Source organism: Bradyrhizobium sp. WCU1 (genome assembly GCF_053474805.1).
The window spans coordinates 4150460-4170687 of record NZ_CM130280.1; the positions used below are offsets into that span (position 1 = coordinate 4150460).

General features: G+C 65.8%; 17 protein-coding genes. 5 read left to right on the top strand and 12 right to left on the bottom strand.

What is annotated here, in order from left to right; all coding sequences use genetic code 11:
• Positions 1 to 23: 23 nt before the first annotated feature.
• Positions 24 to 971, bottom strand: a complete 948-nt coding sequence (mepA, locus tag ACTUWL_RS19270) for a penicillin-insensitive murein endopeptidase (RefSeq protein ID WP_021076646.1) — start codon at positions 969 to 971, stop codon at positions 24 to 26.
• Between the two features lie 158 nt (positions 972 to 1129).
• On the opposite strand from mepA, the gene ACTUWL_RS19275 reads away from it, so the two are divergent.
• On the top strand, positions 1130 to 1609 hold the full coding sequence (locus ACTUWL_RS19275; protein ID WP_021076645.1) for a GNAT family N-acetyltransferase: 480 nt from the start codon (positions 1130 to 1132) through the stop codon (positions 1607 to 1609).
• A gap of 337 nt (positions 1610 to 1946) precedes the next feature.
• The gene (locus ACTUWL_RS19280; protein WP_106940022.1) at positions 1947 to 4151 is read left to right on the top strand and encodes a putative bifunctional diguanylate cyclase/phosphodiesterase; all 2205 of its coding nucleotides are present in this window, start codon (positions 1947 to 1949) and stop codon (positions 4149 to 4151) included.
• A gap of 291 nt (positions 4152 to 4442) precedes the next feature.
• Here the strand turns inward: ACTUWL_RS19280 and ACTUWL_RS19285 are convergent, their stop codons facing one another.
• From ACTUWL_RS19285 to lepA, 7 genes are all read right to left on the bottom strand, one after another.
• Positions 4443 to 4898, bottom strand: coding sequence for a DUF1801 domain-containing protein (locus ACTUWL_RS19285; RefSeq protein WP_021076643.1), 456 nt, complete (start codon positions 4896 to 4898; stop codon positions 4443 to 4445).
• Positions 4899 to 4972: 74 nt separating this feature from the next.
• Positions 4973 to 6940 carry a methyl-accepting chemotaxis protein gene (locus ACTUWL_RS19290; protein WP_021076642.1) on the bottom strand — a complete coding sequence of 656 codons (1968 nt, stop codon included), beginning with the start codon at positions 6938 to 6940 and terminating at the stop codon, positions 4973 to 4975.
• A gap of 516 nt (positions 6941 to 7456) precedes the next feature.
• A complete protein-coding gene (locus ACTUWL_RS19295; RefSeq protein WP_021076641.1) occupies positions 7457 to 7720 on the bottom strand; it encodes a hypothetical protein in 264 nt (87 codons plus the stop codon).
• 109 nt (positions 7721 to 7829) lie between these two features.
• Positions 7830 to 9002, bottom strand: coding sequence for an acyl-CoA dehydrogenase family protein (locus ACTUWL_RS19300; protein ID WP_021076640.1), 1173 nt, complete (start codon positions 9000 to 9002; stop codon positions 7830 to 7832).
• A gap of 140 nt (positions 9003 to 9142) precedes the next feature.
• Entirely contained in the window at positions 9143 to 10369 is a 1227-nt protein-coding gene (locus tag ACTUWL_RS19305; RefSeq protein ID WP_021076639.1) for an MFS transporter, read from the bottom strand.
• A 129-nt stretch (positions 10370 to 10498) separates the two neighbouring features.
• A complete protein-coding gene (locus ACTUWL_RS19310) occupies positions 10499 to 10831 on the bottom strand; it encodes a hypothetical protein (protein ID WP_021076638.1) in 333 nt (110 codons plus the stop codon).
• 209 nt (positions 10832 to 11040) lie between these two features.
• Entirely contained in the window at positions 11041 to 12852 is a 1812-nt protein-coding gene (gene lepA / locus ACTUWL_RS19315) for a translation elongation factor 4 (protein WP_021076637.1), read from the bottom strand.
• A gap of 161 nt (positions 12853 to 13013) precedes the next feature.
• Here lepA and ACTUWL_RS19320 point away from each other — a divergent pair, with 161 nt between their 5' ends.
• The 3 genes from ACTUWL_RS19320 (at position 13014) to ACTUWL_RS19330 (ending at position 16939) form a co-directional block, all read left to right on the top strand.
• Positions 13014 to 14384: a YARHG domain-containing protein gene (locus tag ACTUWL_RS19320; RefSeq protein ID WP_021076636.1), complete on the top strand. Its 1371-nt coding sequence runs from the start codon at positions 13014 to 13016 to the stop codon at positions 14382 to 14384.
• Positions 14385 to 15152 (top strand): M15 family metallopeptidase, encoded by a 768-nt coding sequence (locus tag ACTUWL_RS19325; protein ID WP_021076635.1) that lies wholly within the window; start codon positions 14385 to 14387, stop codon positions 15150 to 15152.
• Positions 15153 to 15325: 173 nt separating this feature from the next.
• Positions 15326 to 16939 carry a glycosyltransferase family 39 protein gene (locus tag ACTUWL_RS19330; RefSeq protein ID WP_021076634.1) on the top strand — a complete coding sequence of 538 codons (1614 nt, stop codon included), beginning with the start codon at positions 15326 to 15328 and terminating at the stop codon, positions 16937 to 16939.
• Positions 16940 to 16965: 26 nt separating this feature from the next.
• Here the strand turns inward: ACTUWL_RS19330 and ACTUWL_RS19335 are convergent, their stop codons facing one another.
• The 4 genes from ACTUWL_RS19335 to ACTUWL_RS19350 all read right to left on the bottom strand — a co-directional run bounded on the left by ACTUWL_RS19335 (position 16966) and on the right by ACTUWL_RS19350 (position 20147).
• Complete coding sequence (locus ACTUWL_RS19335) at positions 16966 to 17292, bottom strand: HPr family phosphocarrier protein (RefSeq protein ID WP_021076633.1); 327 nt, start codon at positions 17290 to 17292, stop codon at positions 16966 to 16968.
• A complete protein-coding gene (locus ACTUWL_RS19340; RefSeq protein ID WP_021076632.1) occupies positions 17289 to 17690 on the bottom strand; it encodes a PTS sugar transporter subunit IIA in 402 nt (133 codons plus the stop codon). The genes ACTUWL_RS19335 and ACTUWL_RS19340 overlap by 4 nt, the downstream gene beginning before the upstream one ends.
• Before the next feature lie 214 nt (positions 17691 to 17904).
• Positions 17905 to 18345: an HPr kinase/phosphorylase gene (locus ACTUWL_RS19345; RefSeq protein WP_021076631.1), complete on the bottom strand. Its 441-nt coding sequence runs from the start codon at positions 18343 to 18345 to the stop codon at positions 17905 to 17907.
• Positions 18342 to 20147 (bottom strand): sensor histidine kinase, encoded by a 1806-nt coding sequence (locus ACTUWL_RS19350; RefSeq protein WP_021076630.1) that lies wholly within the window; start codon positions 20145 to 20147, stop codon positions 18342 to 18344. Before ACTUWL_RS19350 ends, ACTUWL_RS19345 begins: the two co-directional genes overlap by 4 nt.
• Positions 20148 to 20228: the final 81 nt, after the last annotated feature.

A 20228-nucleotide genomic window follows, 5' to 3' on the forward strand; every position in this document is an offset into this window, starting at 1 on the left:
ACGAAGATGTTATTGCTTGGATGTCACTGCTTGGCGTCGGCTGCGTTCAGCACCGTCCTGCAGTCCGCCGGCATCTGCGCCAGCGTCATCGGCGGGCGCGGTTTCGGCGGCTTCGGCGGCGGCTTCGGATGCAGCACCGAATCCTTGAACCAGAAGGCGAGATCGGACGGCTTGCAGCCTTCGCCCTCCGCCTGCGGCTTCTGTCCCTCGCAGGCGGGGCTGCCGGCCGGACATCGCATGCGGATGTGGAAGTGGTAGTCGTGGCCCCACCACGGCCGGATCTTCGACAGCCAGCTGCGGTCGCCCTTGGCCTCACGGCACAGCGCCTTTTTGATCGCCGGATTGACGAAGATCCGCTGCACCGCCGGCTCGCGCGCCGCGTCGCGGATGACCAGCACATGACCTGATGTGAACACGCGCGGATCGATATCGAGCCGGTCGTCGCGCACCATCATGACGGCCGACATCTCCTCGCGATCCTCGCGCGACAATTTGCGATCGGGCATCGGCGTCAGCCAGATGTCGGCGTCGAGCCCGATCTGGTGGCTGGCGTGACCGGACAGCGCCGGGCCGCCGCGCGGCTGGCCGATATCGCCGACCAGGATGCCGGGCCAGCCGGCGTCCCTGTGCGCGTTGGCGGCCAGCCGCTTCAACAGCGCGATCATGTCGGGATGGCCCCAATAGCGGTTGCGCGACAGGCGCATCACCTGCCAGGTGTCGCCGTTGAGCGGCATCTGTGCGGCGCCGGCGAGACAGCCCTTGGTGTAGCCGCCGATCGATCTCGTCGGCATCGCTGCCGGCAGCACCTTGCGTGCGAACAGCTGCTTCGCTCCGATCGTCGGATCGTTGGGGTTGGCGAGCGGCGGCAATGGCTGCGGATTGAGCGAGCCCTTGTCCTGCGCCCGCGCGGAGATGGTGCAGGCGACGAGGGCGGAGATCAGGAGCGGGATCAGACGCAGGCAGGATGTCATTTGGATCACTCTGTCCACGCAAGGCTAGCACGGATTCGTGGCAGACGAACCGCACTCCCATCCCATTTGCTTGATCGCCCACAGGGCGGATTGAGCTTGCCTGCGGCGATCTGCTGTAGTTGCTCTGGCTTTCGTGAGAGCCATGGTGGGAGAATGAAATGCCGATTGACACAGGTTCGGTTCGAGTGAGAGAGGCAACCCGATCAGACCGCGACTTTCTGTCCGCGCTCTCTCCGCGTCTTTCAGGCGTCCCCGGTCCCGCGTGGCATGGCTTGGAAGCGATGGAACAGTTTCAAGACCGCTACATGGCCGCCACCGTGAACCAGGCCGTCGAAAACTCCCGGACGCTCATCGCCGTGTCGGACGATGATGTGCGGTTGGGCTACATCCATATGCAGCCCGGAAAGGATGGCGTCACCGACGAGGCATGTGGCTACGTCGCGATCCTTGCCCTCACGGAGGAGGCGGAGGGGCAGGGCATCGCGAAACTGTTGATGAGCCACGCCGAGGATTGGGCGCGCGACATGAAGTATCGGTTCCTCAGTCTCGATGTGTTCGCCGACAATCGGCGCGCGATTGATTTCTATGAGCGCGGTGGTTTTCGTTCGGAGACGATCCGCATGGTCAAACCGCTATAGCCCGCAATCGGAAGTCGCCGCTTGGGTGCTGCCTTAACCCTGCGATAACCCTGTCACACATTGGCAAACATTCGAGCGCTCGAGGCACTTTCGGTGCATTCATTGTGCAGCCGCGCGTGGATTTACGCTTCCTTCACCACGCGCCGGCTCTGCCACGCCGCAAATCCGCGCCGTGCGTCACTTGCATACCGGCAGCAAGTCGCTCCCGGCACGAACTCGCCTCCTAAGCAGGCATGCTGCGGCTTCTCAACGCGCGCAGCTATTCGTCAAGAGATACCAATTTTTCAGAGACTTATCGCAGAAATGTCGCCGAACTGGAATGCGCGTGGGGCGTGCGATGCCGATGATGCGGCCGAAGAAGATCAAGAAACCAAAGCAGGCCAAACTGTCGGTCCCGCCGGGCCGCCGGTCCAAGCCGGTGCCGAAAATGTCGGGCCGTTCACGCCGTCCCGCGGTCGAGATCGGTGAACTGGTGCGCCAGCGCGCGCAGGCCGAGGCGGCGATCGCCGAGGCGCGCAAGTCGAACGCGCGCCTGCGTGAGGCGATCGACATCCTGCCGCAAGGCATCGTGTTCCTCGACCCCGAAGGCCGTTACACCCTCTGGAACAGGAAATACTCGGAAATCTACAAGCGCAGCTCCGACCTGTTCGAGCGCGGTGCGCGCCTCGAAGACACCATCCGCATCGGCGTCGCGCGCGGCGACTATCCCGAGGCCGCCGGGCGCGAGGAAGAGTGGATCGCCGAGCGACTGCAGAAGATGTACCAGCCGGGCGAGCGGCACGAGCAGGTCCTGGCCGATGGCCGTGTGGTCCTGATCGAGGAGCGGTTGACCTCTGATGGCGGCATCGTCGGCCTGCGTGTCGACATCACCGAACTGAAACAGCGCGAGGCGTCGTTCCGCCTGCTGTTCGACGGCAATCCGGTGCCGATGATCCTGTGCGCGCTCGACGGCGAACGGATCCTCGCGGTCAACGACGCCGCGATCGCGCATTATGGTTATGTGCGTGCCGAGTTCGAGAAGATGACGATCAAGAGCCTTCAGGCGTTCGACGCCGAATTGCCCTGGGCCGCCGGCCGCAGCAGCGACGAGCAGGCGGCGCGGACCTGGAAGCATGTGCGCGCGGACGGCACGCTGATCGACCTTGCGATCTATTCGCGCCAGCTGATGCACGGCGACCAGCCGGCGATGCTGCTCGCGCTGATGGACATCACCGAGCGCAAGCGCGCCGAGGCGCGGCTGGCCTTCATGGCCCAGCACGACAGCCTGACCGGCCTGCCCAACCGTAACCTGCTGCGCCAGCAGATGGACGAGATGCTGCAGCATACCCGCCGCTCGACCGACAAGGTCGCGGTGCTGATGCTGGGGCTCGACAATTTCAAGGCGGTCAACGAGACGCTCGGCCACGGCATCGGCGACAAGCTGCTGCGCGCCGTCGCCAAGCGTCTGCGCTCGACGCTGCGCGAGGAAGATGCGCTGGCCCGTCTCAACTCCGACGAATTCACCATCGTGCAGGGCGGCGTGATGCGGCCCGAGGACGCCGTGCTGCTGGCGCGGCGGATCCTGGATGCGATCAGCGAGCCCTATCTGCTCGAGGGGCATTCGGTGGTGATCGGCGCCAGCATCGGGATCGCGATGTCGCCCGGCGACGGCGAGGATTCCGAAAAGCTGCTGAAGAGCGCCGACATGGCGCTGTCGCGCGCCAAGAGCGATTTCCGCGGCACCTTCTCGTTCTTCGAGGCCGAGATGGATGCGCGCGCCCAGAGCCGCCGCAAGATCGAGATCGACCTGCGCGATGCGATCCAGAACGAAGGCCTGCAGCCGTACTACCAGCCGCTGGTCGATCTCAGCAGCGGACGCATCACCGGGCTCGAGGCGCTGGTGCGCTGGCCGCATCCGGAACGCGGCATGATCTCGCCCGGAGAGTTCATCCCGGTGGCCGAGGAGACCGGCCTGATCAATCCGTTGGGCAGCTTGATGCTGCATCGTGCCTGCATGGACGCCGCGCAATGGCCCGACGACGTGCGCGTCGCGGTCAATCTGTCGCCGCTGCAATTCCGCACCGGCAATCTGCTGGCGCTGGTCACCGATGCCTTGCGGCAATCCGGCCTGCCGGCGCGGCGGCTCGAGCTCGAGATCACCGAGACGCTGCTGCTCGAGAAGAGCAGCCAGGTGCTGGCGACGCTGCACGCGCTGCGCGCGCTCGGGGTGCGGATGTCGATGGACGATTTCGGCACCGGCTATTCCAGCCTCAGCTATCTGCGCAGCTTCCCGTTCGACAAGATCAAGATCGACCAGTCCTTCGTGCGCGACCTCGGCGCCAACCCGGACGCGCAGGCGATCGTGCGGTCGATCGTCAGCCTCGGCGTCGGGCTCGGCGTCACCATCACCGCCGAGGGCGTCGAGACCGAGGCGGAGCTGAGCTGCCTGCGCGCCGAGGGCTGCCACGAGGGCCAGGGCTTCCTGTTCAGCCGCGCCCGGCCGAACGCCGAGGTCATCAGCCTCTTGAAGGCGCAGCGGGTCGCCACGGCGCTGGTGGCGTAGGAAGCTGCCACAACGTCGTTGCGCTGGATCGTGCCACAAATTCAGCGTCGTCCCGGCGAAGGCCGGGACCCATAACCCCAAATGCCGGTCGTTGCGCGCCGCCGGAATGACGAGTCCCATTCACAACATCCGCCGCGGCGTATGGGTCCCGGCCTTCGCCGGGACGACGATTATTTCTCAGTCGTGCTGGCGAAGCCGACCTTGCAGGGTGAACAAGGCGTGGGCGCCCACCATGGTGAGCACCACGTGAATGGTGGGCACGTCGCTGCCTCCTTTGCCCGCCCTGCGAGATCACTCGTTGGGGCTCGCCTTCCGCCGCAAATGATACGTCAGCGCCAGCCCAATGCAGTGGCGCAACGCCGCCTCCGGCAGCTTGCCTCCGACATCGAGCAGGATCGCGCGGTTGCCGCTGTAGCTGAGCTCGGGATAGAGCTCGCGGAAGGTCTCGACCAGATTGGTCTGGCAGTGGAAGTACAGCGCGACCTGATCGGCGGCCGGCTTCACCTGATCGATCCGGACCGTGCTGCCGCTGCCGGTCTCCGGCGTCAAATAGCTCGGCTGGCCCCATTTCAGCGTCTCTTCCAGCGCCCCGACGCCTTTGGTCGCCTTCGCGGTCTCGAAGATCAGCCGCCGCAACGCCAGCAGCTTGGCTTTGACGGGGGCAGGGTAGGCGCCGAACAGCGCATCTGCCGATCTTGCTTGCGCACGCCCTGCCGCCTTGCTGGTCGATGTTGCCGGCTTGCGCATGGAGAGGCTCCGCGAGGGCGTGTGGCGTCTATCTACCACAGTGCCCTGTACGTCACATAGCGCAGCCCCACCGGTCAGGCCGCGTTGCGCAGTCCGGCGAGGAACGTGTCGACGCTGTGCGACAGCGCGGCGGCGTGGTCGCCGAGCTGGCCTGATGTATCCAGCACGTTGCCGGTGAGCGCGCGGGACTGGCCGGCGGCCTCGCTCGCGCCTGCGATATTGGCGGAGACCTCGACGGTGCCGGAGGAGGCCTGCTGCACGCTGCGGGCGATCTCCCGGGTCGCCGAGTCCTGCTGCTCGACGGCGGCCGCGATCGCGGTGGCGATGCCGGAGATCTCGCGGATGGTGCCGCTGATGTCGCCGATCGCGCTGACGCAATTGCCGGTGGCGGACTGGATCGCACCGACCTGGCCGGCGATCTCGTCGGTCGCCTTCGCGGTCTGGCTCGCCAATCCCTTCACCTCGGCGGCAACCACGGCGAAGCCGCGGCCGGCCTCGCCGGCACGCGCGGCCTCGATGGTGGCGTTGAGCGCCAGGAGATTGGTCTGGCTCGCGATCGCGCTGATCAGGCGCAGCACGTCGCCGATCTTCTCCGCGGATGCGGCAAGGCTCGTCACCATCTCGGTGGTCTCCGCAGCCTTGGCGACCGCGCTGTCGGCGACGCGGCTGGAATGGGTGACCTGGCGGCCGATCTCGGTGATCGACGACGCCAGCTCCTCGGTCGCCGCGGCGACCGCGTTGACGCTGGCCGACGCCTCCTCGGATGCGGCGGCTGCCGCGGAAGTCCGTTCCGAGGTGCCGTTGACGCTGGCCGTGATCTCGCCTGCGACGCGCTGCATGTCGCCCGACGAGCGCGCGACGGCGGCGACCATGCCCTTGACGTCGGCTTCGAAGCGGTCGGCCATCTGCCGCTGCAGCGCCTGCTTGTCGGCCGCGGCCTTCACCTTGTCGGCCTCCTGCGCGTCGCGCAGCGACGAGGTCTCGATCATGCTGCGGCGGAACACATCGACGGCCTTCGCCATCGTGCCGAGCTCGTCGCGGCGCTCGCTGCCGGGGATGGTGACGTCGGTGTCGCCGCTGGACAGCCGGTTCATGATGGCGGTGATCGCGGTGAGCGGCCGCGACAGGCCGCGGCCGAGCAGGAACGCGAGCAATATGGCGGCGGCCAGGATCGCGACCACGCCGAGGATCAGATTGCGTTGCGCGCTCGCCGCAGCGGCGGCATAGTCGCTGGTGTCCTTGATGATCTCGAGCACGGCGACGGGCTCGCCGGCATAGTTCTTGATCTGGCCGAGATAGAGCTCCACCGCATGGCCGTCGAGAACGGCGTCGCGCAGCACGGCCGCGCCGTTCATCACGCTCTTGAGCTCGTCCGGGGTCGCGACCACGCTGTCGCCGAAGGTGGACGACAGCCGCTTGAAGTTCTGGCCGTCGAACGAATGCACGGCGAGGTCGATGCCGAAGCGCTTCTTGGCGCGGTCGACGAATTCCTTGCCGAAGGCGACGCCGATATCGACATTGCCCAGCGTCTTGCCGTCACGCATGACCGGGGTCATGCCGAAGATCGAAAGCGCCTCGCGGGCGGGCTCGACGCCGACGATCGGTCTGCCGGCCTTGATCGATTCCACCACGGTGATGCGCCGTGTGGAGGCGTCGTCGCCGAAGATTTTCGGGGTGTGGATCCGGTAGAAGCTCGTCGCCGGGGCCTGCCAGAACGAGATCAGCGGGATGCCCTGCGCCTTGATCGCCGCCCAGGGGGCGCCGAGCAGCTTGCCGAGCCCATCGCGGTCGCCCTTGGCGATCGCCTCTTCGACCGGCGGCAGGGCAGCGATGACGGCGGAGACCGCAAGCGCGGTGCGGCCTTCATAGTCGATGGCGGCGATCACGCTGTCATATTGCAGCTTGAGCTGCTGATCGAGCGCGAGCCGGGTCAGCGCACGCTGCTGGCTGATCGAGAAGCCGCCGAGGATGGCGCAGGCGACCGCGACGGTCAGTGAAATCGCCAGAATCAGGCGAGCGGCAATCGATCGAAGCTTGAACATGGGACCAGCGGAACTCCAGGCATTTGCGCCGCCGGGAAGGTCTCAGAAAAAGCTTAACAACCGTATGTTGCGCCGCCGAAATTCGTGCCCGGACCAGCGTCGCCGGGGCCTACTTTCGTACCATGCGGCTGAGTCGAGATGAGTCCGGTTGCCTCAATCGGACGGCAGACTCGCTTCGCCGCTCCCTGCAAGCGGCAGGGCAATCGCGTATGGGAGAAATCGGTGAGGAGCGTTCCTGTGGCCATCCTTCGAGACGCCCGCCTTTGGCGGGCTCCTCAGGATGAGGTCTGGATTTGCGGCATGGTAGTAGACCCTCATGGTGAGGAGCGCCGCTTGCGGTGCGTCTCGAACCACGAGGCCGAATACGTGCGCAGCCGCCTAGTGAGTAGCCCGCGTGAGCGAAGCGATATGCGGGATTGATCTTGCGATCTGCGTGCCGGTCCCGGATGTCGCTTCGCTCTTCCGGGCTACGCTTGCTGATATGGTTCGAAAATGACCTGAAGCGGAAGCGCTCACTCAGTCCGTCTTCCTTTGCTGAATGGTCACGTGCTCACGCATGTAGTGTTTGTCGACAAGTTTATCGACAAGTTCGACGCACCTTTTCAGCTTGCTCGCTTTTATCTCCCGAATTCGCAGGAAGTTCGTCACAGCATCGGCCTCAGTCATAGGCAGAAATCCCAGCTCTGACCTTTCGAGTTCGCGGCTCAAGTCCTCCGCGAAGATCCAGACCTTGAAGCTGTCAGCCTTATCCGAGAAGGACAGCTCGATTGCGCGGCTCATAGCGCACCTCCCTGCGTAGTCCGTGCGCACCCGGCGATGTTCGGATTTAGGGGCAGGGCCGACATGGCAGATGAGCGCGCGCTCCGGTTCAATCCGATTTCATCGCGCCTCAGCGCGCCGTGGGCGGGGCTGCGAGATTGCCCGACAGGATTGCCTTGCCGGCGTCTTCATACTGCGTGTCGCGGGCCTGGATCTGCTGTGCGATCGCGTGCATGTCGCGAAACCGTCGCTCGAACGGATTTTTCGCGAATACCGCGGTCGCGCCCGACACGTGATAGGCGATGTCGACCACCGCGGCCGACTGGTGGATGGTCCAGGTCGAGGCGATGCGGATCGCGATGCGGTGCGCCTCGGTGATGGGACCGCCGCTCGCAAGATCGCTCCAGACCTCGTGGGCGGTCGCGTACAGATAGGCGCGCGCGGCGCGCAGGCTGGCTTCGGTGCGGCCGATCTGGCCCTGCACCGAATTGTTGTCGCGCATCGCTTTCAGGCCCTGCGGGGTCTTGCCCCGCGCCAACTCGGTCGCCGCATCCAGCATGGCGCGCGCGACGCCGAGCGAGGTCGCGGCGAAGCCCATGCTGAACACCATGTTGGTGGAGAGCTTGTAGAGCGGCCCTCCCTCGCGGCACGCGCTGGGATCGTCGCGCAGCGCGGCGAATTTTTCAGGGATGAAGAGGTTGTCGACCGAATAGGAATCGGTGCCGGTGCCCTTCAGGCCGATCACATCCCAGACGTCGTACATCACAGCGTGCGACATCGGGAACAGGATGGTGCGGATCTCCGGCGAGCCGTCGGCCTTCTTGCGCGGCGAACCATCCGCTTCGACGATGCGGACATGGGCGCCGAGCCAGCTCGCCTGCCGCGAGCCCGAGGCGAAATCCCAGCGCGCGCTGGCGCGGTAGCCACCGGGCTCGGCGCGGACTTCATGGGCGATCGCGCCCCAGGCGAGAATCCCGGGCGCGGTGTTGAAGATCTCGTCGGCCACGTCGGGCTCGAGATAGGCCGCGGTCATGGCGCAGACGCTGCATTGGCCGAGGCACCAGGCGGTCGATGCGTCAGCCTTGGCGATCTCCTCCTGCATCTGCATGAAGGCGTCCAGCGTCGCCTCGGCGCCGCCGAAACGCTTCGGCAGCAGCGCGCGGTACAGTCCGTTCTCGACCAGCGCCGCCGTGACGGCAGGTGTCAGTCGCCGGGTCCGTTCGATCTCGTCGGCCTCGCTGATGATCAGCGGCGCCAGCGCGCGCGCCCGCTCGACAAGGTCTACTCCCTGCGGCCTGTTCATGCGTGTCCTCGGCCCGTTCTGACATTCTTGTTGAGGGCGCGCGATGGTGACCCATCCGGCAGGGGAGGGCAAGGCGGGACGGCGCCGATGCAGGCCGGCTATCCATCACCGACGCGCGAGCGCGGCTGACGCATCCGCGCTCAGGCGGCAGCGCGGCCGAGATCGAGCGAGGGTCGGTGCTTGGTCGAGAAACTCAGCGCCACGGCGACGGCGGCGAGGCCGATCGCGAAGGAACCGGCGTGCAGCCACGTATAGCCATGGAACGTGTCGAACACGTAGCCGCCGGCCCACGGCCCGAGCGCCATGCCGAGGCTCGCGAACGCCGACACCGCGCCGAACACCGTGCCCATGATGCGCGCGCCGAAGAACTCGCGCACCAGCACGGCATAGAGCGGCATCACGCCGCCATAGGCGAGGCCGAACACGACCGACAGCGCGTAGAACTCGCCGAGCTGCGCCACCGCGAGATAAGTCGCGATCGACAGTGCCTGCACCAGCAGGCCGCCGACCAGCACCGGCTTGGCGCCGAGCCGATCCGCCAGCACACCAAGCAGCAGCCGGCCGCCGAGCCCGGAGAAGCCGGCGAGGCTGTAGACCGTGACCGCGGTGAGCGGCGCGATGCCGCAGACCATGGCGTAGGACACCATGTGGAAGATCGGCCCCGAATGCGCCGCGCAGCAGGCGAAATGCGCCAGCGCCAGCGTGATGAATTGCGGCGTGCGCAGCGCCTGCGCCACGGTCCATTCGGTTTGCGGCGCGCTCGCAGCCGTTGGCATCGCGACGTTCGTTCCCTGCGGCGCCGGGCGCACCAGGAACGAGGCAGGGATCAGCAGCACCCATGCGGCGATGCCGATCACGAGCATCGCGAAGCGCCAATCATAGGCCGTGATCAGCCAGCTTGCGGAGGGGGCGACCGTCAGCGGCGAAACGCCCATGCCGGCCGACACCAGCGCGACGGCGAGGCTGCGATGCTTGTCGATCCAGGCGCTCGCAAGCGCCATCATCGGCGCATAGAAGCTGCCGGCGGCGATCCCGATCAGCACGCCGAAGCAGAGCTGGAATTGCCACAGGCTCTGCGCCTGGCTTGCGGTCACCAAGCCAAGCCCGAGCAGCAGGCTGCCGGCCAGCACCACGATGCGGGTGCCGAAGCGATCCGACAGCGCGCCCCAGGCGAACGCCGCAAAGCCCATGCAGAGGAAATCCAGCGTCGCCGCGGCCGACACCCCGGCGCGCGACCAGCCCATCGCATCGGAGATCGGCTGCAGGAACACGGCGAGCGACAGCATGGTGCCGAAGCCGACGCAGGTCATCAGCGCGCCCGCGCCGACGACGACCCAGCCATAATCGAACCGAGCGGCCTTGCTCATGCGTTTCCCCGTTGCGCGGTCTTGCTGTTGTTGGTCCGCGCTTAGGGTGATCGTGGCGCATCCGTCCGCCGCGGGCAAGCTGGCCTGCTCGACGGCCGGACTTCCCGCTATGCATGGACGGCGATTAGCCTAGCCGCACTCCCAGGCGCGCCCGATCGGTGTCCAGACCCAGCACGGGCCGTAGCTGCCGCCATTGTAGCGTCCCCCGCCATGGAATCCGGGGCGGCCGAAGTAATGCCAGTCGCCGCCATACCAATATTGCGGTGAAAAGTCCGGGTAGCCCCGGGCGGCGCCGCGCGGGCCGAGCACCGGAATGGTCTGATTGGGCGGCTGCCGGTAGCCGGGCAGGAAGCCATAGCCATGCCAGCGCGCGCTCTGCCGCTTTTTCGAGGACGCGGCCGAACTCGGGTCCGGCTGCAGCAATGCGAGGATGACGACGAGGAGGGACAAGATGCGCAACATGGCAGGAGCTTAGTCGGGCCGTCCTGCGAAGGCGATTCAAATCATGGTGCGTTTTGTTGCTGGGACAAGAACGGGCAACATGCGCGCATGCGGCGGCGTGTCGCTATCCGCCTCCAGCTGCTTTGCATGGGGTTGTTTTCGAGATTTTTGCTGAGAGCCGGGCTGGCGCGATCATATCAGGCAGGCCGGCGACAGTCCGTGACGTCGCCTCAGCTATCCACCTTGAGCGCGGCGATGAAGGCTTCCTGCGGGATGTCGACCTTGCCGAACTGCCGCATCTTCTTCTTGCCTTCCTTCTGCTTCTCCAGAAGCTTGCGTTTGCGCGTGATGTCGCCGCCGTAGCACTTCGCGGTGACGTCCTTGCGCAGCGCGCGGACGGTTTCGCGCGCGATCACCTTGCCGCCGATCGCCGCCTGGATCGGGATCTGGAACATGTGCGGCGGGATCAGCTCCTTCATCTTCTCGACCATGGCGCGGCCGCGGCCTTCGGCGCGGGTCCGATGCACCAGCATCGACAGCGCGTCGACCGGCTCGGCATTGACCAGAATCTGCATCTTGACCAGATCCGCCGGCTTGTAGTCGGTCAGGTGATAGTCGAACGAGGCATAGCCCTTGGAGACCGACTTCAGCCGGTCGTAGAAATCGAACACCACCTCGTTGAGCGGCAGATCGTATTTCACCATCGCGCGGGAGCCGACATAGGTCAGCTCCTTCTGTGCGCCGCGGCGGTCCTGGCACAGCTTCAGCACGCTGCCGAGATATTCGTCCGGGGTGAGGATCGTCGCTTCGATCCACGGCTCCTGGATCTCGGCGATCTTGACCACATCGGGCATGTCGACCGGGTTGTGGATTTCGAGCTCGGTGCCGTCGGTCAGCTTCATCTTGTAGATGACGCTCGGTGCGGTCGCGATCAAATTGAGGTCGAATTCGCGCGACAGCCGCTCCTGGATGATTTCCAGATGCAGCAGCCCGAGGAAGCCGCAGCGGAAACCGAAGCCGAGCGCGGCCGAGGTTTCCATCTCGAAGGAGAAGCTGGCGTCGTTGAGGCGCAGCTTGCCCATCGCTGCGCGCAGCGTCTCGAAGTCGTCGGCATCGACCGGGAACAGGCCGCAAAACACGACTGGAATGGCGGGCTTGAAGCCCGGCAGCATTTCGGTGACCGGCTTGCGGTCGTCGGTGATGGTGTCGCCGACGCGGGTGTCGGCGACTTCCTTGATCGCCGCGGTGATGAACCCGATCTCGCCGGGGCCGAGCTCCTCGACCTGCTGCATCTTCGGCGTGAAGAACCCGACGCGCTCGATGTCGTAGGCGGCACCGGTGCCCATCATGCGGATGCGGCTACCCTTCTTCATCACGCCGTCGACGACGCGGATCAGCACGACCACGCCGAGATAGACGTCGTACCAGCTGTCGACCAGCAGCGCCTTGAGCGTGGCGTCGCGGTCGCCCTTCGGCGGCGGCAAGCGGGTGACGATTGCCTCCAGCACGTCGGGCACGCCGATTCCGGTCTTGGCCGAGATCATCACGGCGTCGGACGCGTCGATGCCGATCACGTCCTCGATCTGCTGCTTGACCTTCTCGGGCTCGGCCGCGGGCAGGTCGACCTTGTTCAGGACCGGCACGATCTCGTGATTGTTGTCGAGCGCCTGGTAGACGTTGGCGAGCGTCTGCGCCTCGACGCCCTGGCTGGCGTCGACCACGAGCAGGGAACCTTCACAGGCCGCCAGCGACCGCGAGACCTCGTAGGCGAAGTCGACGTGGCCGGGCGTGTCCATCAAATTGAAGATGTAATCCTTGCCGTCCTTGGCGCGGTAGTTGAGGCGCACGGTCTGCGCCTTGATGGTGATGCCGCGCTCGCGCTCGATATCCATCGAATCGAGCACCTGCTCCTTGCCCGCCATTTCACGATCCGACAGGCCGCCCGTCATCTGGATCAGGCGGTCGGCCAGGGTCGATTTGCCATGGTCGATATGGGCGACGATGGAGAAGTTGCGGATGTTGGAAATCGGGGCAGTTGTCATGGGGCGCGGGATAGCATCCGCACCCCCGCGCGGGCAACCATATTGCGGTATTTTGCAGGGATGTGACGGCGAATCACGGGGTGTTTCCCGTAGCCTTGCAATGATCGATTTCCGGGCATGTTTCTGCTAGGTCTTTCGGCCCGAAATCCGTGGATCTGACGATGCGCTGGACCCTTCTCGCCGCCGGATTGCTCGCCATCTTGTTCGCGGCGCCCGCGGCCGCCGACAAGCGCGTGGCGCTGGTGGTCGGCAATTCGACCTATCAGAACGTGTCGCGGCTGCAGAACCCGAAAGGCGACGCGCAGCTGGTGGCCGAGACGCTGCAGCGGCTGGGCTTTGCGCTGGTCGGCGGGCAGGCCCAGGTGGATCTGGACAAGGCCGGCTTCGATGCCGCGATCCAGCGCTTCGGCAGCCAGCTGATGGGCGCGGACGTCGCGCTGTTCTATTACGCCGGCCACGGCATCCAGGTTCGCGGCACGAACTATCTGGTGCCGGTGTCGGCCAATCCGACACGCGAGGCCGATGTCGATTTCCAGATGGTCGATGTCGGCCTGGTGCTGCGGCAGATGGAAGGCGCGGGCACGCGGCTCAACATCGTCGTCCTCGACGCCTGCCGGAACAATCCGTTCGGCGGGCGCGGCCTGCGCGCCGCCGACGGCGGCCTCGCCCAGATCCGCGCGCCCGAGGGCACGCTGTTGTCCTATGCGACCCAGCCCGGCAACGTCGCGCTGGACGGCGATGACGGCCACAGCCCCTACACGCGCGCGCTGGTCGACACCATGCAGAAGCCCGGGCTCGACGTGCTGCAGGCCTTCAATCAGGTCGGGCTCGTCGTCAAGCGCGCGACCGGCAGCGCGCAGCAGCCCTGGGTCTCGACCTCGCCGATCGACGGCTCGTTCTATTTCGCCGGCAATGCGCCGGCACAGGTCGCGACCGCCGATCCGCCGGCAACGGTGATTCCGCCGCAGCAGAACCTGCCGCCGCCAAGTGCGTCGCCGTCGGCGCCGCAAGTGGCGCGCACGCAATCGGACTTCATCATTCCGGATTCCGACAGCCGCCTGCTGTCGGAGATCGATCTCAGCGCGCTCAGCAAGGACGATCTGCGGATTGCCCGCAACGAGATCTTCGCGCGGCGCGGACGCTATTTCAACGCGCCGGACCTGACCGCGCGCTTCAGCAGGTTCGCCTGGTACGTCCCACGCTCATGGGATCCGCCGCTCAATGCGGTCGAGAGCGCCAATGTCGCGCTGATCGATCGCTTTGAATCCGGCGGCGGCGCACCAAGCGGATTCATCTTCCCGGATTCCGACCGGCGTCTGCTGACGCCGGCCGATCTGCGGCGGTTGTCGCGCGATGAATTGCGGATTGCCCGCAACGAGATCTTTGCCCGCAGGGGCCGCTATTTCGATTCCGCCGATCTCAAAGCGTATTTTTCGCGCTTCCCCTGGTATGCGCCGAACAGCTGGAATCCGAAGCTGAACGCGATCGAGGAGGCCAATGTCGCGCTGATCGATCAGGTCGGGAAACGCTGAATGGCCGCGCGAGGGGCGGCCTGCATCGTTGCCCTGCTGGCGCTGCTGCCGCCGCTTGCGCATGCTCAGAGCAAAAGCGAACTGCTCGACCGCCTGGTGCGCGCCTATCCCGATGCGCTCGCCACCCATGACGACACCACGATCACCTGGCGGGACGGCACGGTGATGCCGGTCGACGATGGCGTCTCCGACAAGCCGTTCGATCAGATGCTGCGCAATGCATCGATCCTCGACCAGATGCGGCTGCCCTATCCGTTGGGGCCGGCGGCGCCGCCGGCTGTGGATGTCGATCCCGGCCGCTTCCGCAACGAGGCCTTCTTCAAGAAGATGTATGGCGACTGCAACACCGGTGAGGTCAAGCGGAACCTGGTGACGATCACCTGGCTGCCGAAATCCTGGGGCAAGCCGGTTCAGGTCACACGGGCCAACGGCGTCGCCGAGCGGCTGAAGCAGGTCTCCGCCGAGATCGACGCGCTCGATCCGGCGCTGCGCGCCGCGGCGTTTCCGATCGCGGGTGTGCTATCTTGTCGCGCCGTCGCCGATACCGGGCGGATGAGCATGCATGGCTATGCCGCCGCGATCGACCTCAACCTGAAGGTCTCGGACTACTGGCTGTGGGCGGGCAAAGGTAAAACCATCCCCTACAAGAACCGGATGCCGCAAGAGATCGTCGACATCTTCGAGCGCCACGGCTTCATCTGGGGCGGCAGGTGGTATCACTACGATACCATGCATTTCGAGTACCGGCCTGAGCTTCTCGAGAAGTGAACGGGCTCGTTGGAGGCGTTCTCACGCCAAGCTGATTTCACTGGCCACAAAAACGCGCTAAAGCGCGCCGATGTGCTGGTGAGCAATCACTCATCGCACGTCCGCTTCCACTCGGTATGATCCCTCCGGAAAGCCACGCTCCCCTTTTCCGGGTCATGCCTCAGGCACAGGCCATGTCGACCGCTTCCATTCTTCCTGCCGCCCGGCGCACCACTCGCAGGCTGACGATCCGCCGGATCGCGGCCTGGATTGCCTCACGGGCCATCGATCCCAGAGCCAGCCTGTGGTTCGTGATCGGCTTCGCATTGGTCCACGCGTTTCTCTGGACGCTTATCCTGGTCAAGCTGAAGGCCGCGCAGGACGTCCATATGGACGTCGCGGAGGCCTATGCCTGGGGGCAGCGTTTCCTGCTCGGCTATGGCAAGCATCCGCCGCTGTCGGGCTGGATCGCCGGGGTCTGGTTCAGGATCTTCCCGGTCACCAACTGGTCGACCTATGCGCTTGCGATGGCGACCGTCAGCTTCGCGCTCGTGGTGTGCTGGCTGATCGCGCTGCGCGTCGTGGATCGGCGCCGCGCGTTCTTCATGGTGGTGATGCTCGCGCTCTACCCGATCTTCAACTTCAAGGGCTTCAAATACAATGCCGACCTCGCGCAGCTGGTGCCGCTGCCGCTGTTGGTGCTGGCCTATCTGAACGCGTTCGAGAAGCGCAGCTTCAAATCGGGTCTCTGGCTCGGCTTCGCCGGCATGCTGGCGCTGATGACCAAGTACTGGGGGGTGACGATGATCGGCGCCATCGGGCTTGCCGCGTTGATCCATCCGCAGCGGGCCCAGTTCCTGCGCTCGCCGGCGCCATGGGTTGCGATCGGCACGATGATCGTGGCGATGATTCCGCACCTGGTGTGGCTCGAGGAGGTGAACTTCGTGCCGTTCACCTATGCCGGCGACGTCTATGCGCTGTCGAGCCGCGAGCTCAACGTCCAGCTCGTGATCGGGTATATCATCCACAATCTCGGGCTGCTCGCGATTCCCGTCGTGCTGGGCCTCGTCGCGCTGCTGCTGGGCTCGGTGCCATGGCGGCCGTCGGACGTGCTGGCGCGGATCTGGTCGCGCAGACCCAATCCGGCCGTCAACCTTCCGCAGGCGTTCAACGTCTGGATCATCCAGGCGATCGTCGCGATCGGGCCGCCGCTCGGCGCGCTGGCATTCACCGTCTATATCAAGACCGACTGGGGCATTCCGCTGTTCTTCCTGGTGCCGCTGGCGCTGGTTGCGATCCCCTCGCTGCGTTTCCCCCGCATGGCGCTGTTCTCGATCATTGCGGTCTGGTTGGTGGCCACGATCGCGACGCTGATGGCCGCGCCCTCGATCGCCACGCAGGAGATCGCGTCCAACCGTACCGGCGGCTCGACCTACGCCGCGCGCTCCGAATTGGCGCGCGAGCTCACCCAGACCTGGCAGGCGAACTTCCATTCGCGCTGGGCCGTGGTCATCGCACGCTCGGACATCGGCGAGCCGATGACGTTCTACAGTCCGGATCATCCGGCATCGCTGGTGCCGGGCGAAGCATGGTCATCGGGGCTGACGTCGCTCGACGAAGCCAGGCGTCTCGGCTTCATCGGCATCTGCGACACCACCGATCCGGTGTTCCTGCAACCATGCGAGGCGTGGATGGCCGAGCATGCCAAGGATGCCGAGCCGCTGGTGATGACCACCATGCGCTTCTTCAACGGCCATCCCGGTCCGTCGACGGCGTGGAAAGTCTATCTGGTGCCGCCGGCGAAGTAGGGTTTCCTCACGGGTCGAGCGCGCCGTTACGTGCCTTCCTCGTTGAACTTGCTGGCGACGAGTTCAGCGATGGCGTCGAGCGCTTGTTGCGCCTCTTCGCCCTTGGCGGAGACAACGACGGTGGTGCCGGGCCCTGCGGCCAGCATCATGAGGCCCATGATCGAAGTGCCGCCGACGGTCTCGCCGCCGCGCGTGACCCAGACCTCGGCGTTGAAGCGCTCGACCAGCTGCACGAATTTCGCGGATGCCCGCGCATGCAGGCCGCGCTTGTTGACGATCAACAGTTCACGGGAAATGGCGCCCGCTGGCACGCCCGGGCCGACATGGTTTTCGCCCGGGGCCTCGTCGCTCATTTGCCTGCGAGAACGCGGCTGGCGATGGTGACGTATTTGCGGCCGGCTTCCTGCGCCATCGCGATCGCGTCGGGCAGCGAACGCTCCTCGCGAACCTTGGCAAGCTTGACCAGCATGGGAAGATTGATGCCCGCGAGCACTTCCACCTTCGGGCGGCTCATGCAGGAGATCGCGAGGTTCGACGGCGTGCCGCCGAACATGTCGGTGAGGATCGCAACGCCGTCGCCGCTATCGACGCGGTTCACCGCCTCGATAATGTCGCTTCGACAGAGATCGGAATCGTCCTCGGCACCGATCGTAATCGCTTCAATTTGTTTCTGCGGACCCATGACGTGTTCGAGCGCCGCCCTGAACTCGTCGGCAAGGCGCCCATGGGTCACCAGCACTAGACCAATCATCGGAAACTCCTCGCGGGCGCCCATTGGTGCACCGCACGAACGCGCCACTTTGACCATCCAGAGGCCCTGCGCAAGAGGGCATCTTGGCTAGTCTCCCGGTTCCTGGCGGTAGAGAGGGGAGGCTGCGCCGGCAAAATCCGACGCGATTGTGGATGTGATATGGTTACCAATTCCCTTCCCACAATTGGCCGCAAGATTACGGGACGATGAACTTTCAGGTTGTCGTCAGCGCAGCGACAACCAGCGGCAGGGGTTGGAAGCCTGCCGCAACGGGAATTCGCGGTATCAAAACACCATTAAGCCGAGCCTGGAGCGCCTCGGGGGGCGGCAGCCGCTCGGCATCTCCGGCGGCAAGGTCGACGACCAGGCCGAGCACGGCCTCGTCCGCGAACGGACAATGGCGGATTCCGAGGCCCCGGATCTCGATCAGACCGGCCAATTGCCGCACCGGACGCACCCACAATTGTTCGCCGGCTGTGTCGAGATGGACACGGTCATCCCCCACCAAAATGGCCGGCGGCAGGGCTCCGGTGCGCCCGGCGAGAATCAGATCGAAGGCCAGGCGCGACTTGCCGGCGCCCGACGGGCCGCGGATCAGCACCGCACGCTCGCCGACCAGAACGGCGGATGCGTGCACGCTTGAATTGTCGCTCATAGGGTCGGCAGCCTGACCACGAAGCGTGCGCCGGCCACTGTTGGCTTGCCGTCTTCGTCCGCGGGGCCGGGGCGGTTCTCCGCCCAGATCCGTCCGCCGTGCGCTTCGATGATCTGCTTGGAGATCGAGAGCCCGAGGCCGGAGTTCTGGCCAAAGCCCTGGTGCGGCCGGTCGGTGTAGAAGCGCTCGAAGATCCGCTCCAGCGCGTCCTCGCCGATGCCGGGCCCGTCATCGTCGACCACGATCTCGACCTCGCCGCGGGTGCGGCGGCAGACGATGCGCACCTTGTCGCCCGGCTTGGAGAATGATTGCGCGTTCGACAGCAGGTTCGAGATCACCTGGCCGAGCCGGGAATCATGGCCGGGCACCGAGAGCGTGTCGGTCGGTCCACGGCCCTCGAAGCGGACCTCGACGGCGACGTCGTGGCCGAGCCTTGTCTCATTGGCGACGCTGGTCAGCGTCGTCAGCAGCCGGCGCAGATCGACCGGCGCCATATCCTGGCGCTGCATTTCGGCATCGAGCCGGCTTGCATCTGATATGTCGGAGATCAGGCGGTCGAGCCGCTTAACGTCATGCTCGATCACGGCGAGCAGCCGTGCGCGGCTGTTCTCGTTGCGCGCCAAGGGCAGCGTCTCGACCGCCGAGCGCAGCGAGGTCAGCGGGTTCTTCAGCTCATGGGCGACATCGGCGGCGAACATCTCGATCGCTTCAATGCGGCTGTACAGCGCGTTGGTCATGTCGCGCAGCGCGCCGGAGAGATGGCCGATCTCGTCGCGCCGCCCGGTGAAGTCGGGAATCTCGACGCGGGTCTGGATGCGGTGACGGACGCGCTCGGCGCTTTCGGCAAGCCGCCGCACCGGGCCCGCGATCGTGCTCGCGAGCAAGAGCGACAGCATGATCATGACGGCGGAGGCGACCCCGCCGATCTTGAGAATGGCGAGGCGCTCCGACATCACCAGCTGGTCGATGTCGTCGCCCTGCGTCGTCAGCATCAATGCGCCGCGCACGGCGCGGAAATGCTGCACCGGAACCGCAACGGACACGATGATCGCGCCGCGGTCGGTGACGCGCACGGCGCTGCCCTTCATGCCCTCGAGCGATTGCGCGACTTCGGAGTAGCCCTTGCCGCCCTCGGGGCCGAGCTCGCGGTAGATCGGCAGGTCGCCGCGGTTGAGCCAGGTCTTGATGGTGGCCTTGGTCGTCTCATACAGCGACGGCTTCTCGGACGGCGGCGGCAGCTCCATGCGCAGCACGTCGCCGCGCGCGAACAGGTTGCGGCTGTCGAGGATCAGGCCGCCGTCGCGGTCGAAGATGCGGGCCCGCGTCTTGGTCGGCGCGATCAGGCGGCGCAGGATCGGCGCGACGCGTTCGGGATTGATCGGGAAGTCAGCCGATTCATCCGGCTGGCCGAAGCTCTCGCCGGGCTTGAGGTCGAGCAGCCGGTCGGGATCGATGGTGACGGTGTTGCCTTCGACGGTCGCAGACGCCGCGATCGCCTCCGAGATGATCTCGGCATAGACCAGCAGGCTCTGGGTGCGGGCCTCGATCAGGCCGGCGCGGAATTGCGACAGATAGAGGATGCTCGCGACCAGCGCGACGAGACCGGCGAGGTTGAGCGAGACGATGCGGCGCGTCAGGCTCGAGAACGACAGCGCGAAGAAGAACTGGCCGGCGCGGCGCAGCCAGCCGAGCGGCCGGCGCCAGCCTTTCTCCGTCGGATCGTCGGCCACGGCCTCGTGATCGAGGAGCTGTGAGGCGTCCTCGGTGTTCAGGCCCTGCTCGAGCTGCGTTCGATCAAGCACTGGCAAAGCTGCCGGTTGGTATGGATGTCGTCCCGCGAAGCATTTGATGGCCCGAGCTTACCTCAGCCGTGCGGAGCCTGT